We start from the raw sequence: 1,437 nt of genomic DNA, 5'->3' as shown, positions 1-1,437 counted from the left end.
GGCTTCTCCCGGGGCCGGCGGGGGTGCCGCGGTGAAACAAGGGGCTCCTCCTGGGGCCCGCGGGGCGCGCCGCGGTGCACAAGAGGCTCCTCCTGGTGGCCGTCGGCGGGGGCGTACGCCCCCAGCGGGGAGTGGCCCGCTCACGAGCCGCCGGTGTGCACCTGGAAGGCGGCCCGGCGGACGGTCTTGGCGAGCACCGGGTCCGGGTGCGCGGCGGCCAGCGCGACCAGCACCTGCACGGTGCGCGGATGGCCGACCGCCCGCACCTCCTCCAGCAGGGCCGGCACGGTGCCCTGCACGGCGCTCTCCAGATGGCGTACCAGCAGCGGGCTCTCGCCGTGGTCGGCGATGGCCGCCCCGGTGTCCACCCACAACCAGGTGGCCTCGCCGCGGGTGAGCACCCGCAGCGCGTCCTCCGGGTCGCCGCCCTCCAGCTCGAAGAGCCACAGCAGGGCGTACGGGCGCAGCCAGGGCTCCTCGGCGGCCGCGCGCACCGCGGCCTCGGCGGGCGCGCCCACCACCCGCAGCGCCTCGAAGGCCAGTCCGCGCAGCAGGGCGTCGTGCCCGCGGGCGGCGTCCAGCAGCTCGGTGACGGCGCTGCCGACCGGGCGGGCGGCGAGCCAGGCGCGGTACTCGGCGCGGGCCGGTCCGGGGGTGAGCCGGGCGCAGCCGCGGAGCATGTCGGCGGCGGGCTGCTCGATGTTGCCGGCCGGGCTCTGGGCGGCGACGCAGATCTGCTCCAGCTTCACCCACACCGCCCAGTTGCCCAGGGCGGTGAGTTCGGCCTCGCGCCGCCCATCGGCGCCCTCGCGGACCACCAGCGCGCCGACCGAGGCATGGGCGTCCAGGGCCCAGTCCAGCAGTGCCGGCAGCGGCACACCGGGGTCCTGGGCGGGGGCCGGTTCGGCGGGCCGCTCACCGGTGCCCGACGCCTCGTAGGGCACCTCGCAGTGCTGCGTGCGGAGTTCGGCCACCCGCTGTTCCAGCAGGTCCAGCAGGCCGGCCAACGGCACCGGGCCGGCCGACAGCTGAAGCAGCGACAGCAGCTGCGGCACCGCCTCGACCACCTCGGCGACCGCGGTCGGCTCGGCCTCCTCGGGGGCCGGGCGGGCCAGCGTCCAGGCGTCCAGCAGCGCCACCCAGCCGCGCAGTACCGCGGTGTCGTCGTGGTCCCAGGCGTGCAACCGCCACCCCGGCCGGACGGTGTCGCCGTCCGGCTCGACCAGGCCGACCAGCCGGGCCCGGTCCCAGTCGGCGCGCACCTGGTCCGGTGCGGCGCCCAGCGCGGCGGCGGCCCGGGCGACGGCTTCCCTGCCCGGGATGCCCGGCAGGCCCTGCTGGGCGGCGGCCCAGCGGGCCACGGCCACCGCACCGGCCAGTTCGGTCCGGGCCCGGCGGGCGAGTTCGGCGGGCCCCGACCTGTCTCTTATACACACC

The 1,437-nt window shown here is 78.1% G+C and carries 1 protein-coding gene; it reads right to left on the bottom strand.

The features are described 5' to 3' along the window. Positions 1-140 precede the first annotated feature (140 nt). Positions 141-1,436, bottom strand: a complete 1,296-nt coding sequence (locus E4099_RS31990) for a hypothetical protein (protein ID WP_135342584.1) — start codon at positions 1,434-1,436, stop codon at positions 141-143. Position 1,437 lies beyond the last annotated feature (1 nt).

It is taken from the genome of Streptomyces palmae, from assembly GCF_004684805.1.
Taxonomy (GTDB): domain Bacteria; phylum Actinomycetota; class Actinomycetes; order Streptomycetales; family Streptomycetaceae; genus Streptomyces; species Streptomyces palmae.
Note: the sequence above shows the minus strand (reverse complement) of the source record. Positions and strands in the feature narration are given on the sequence as shown.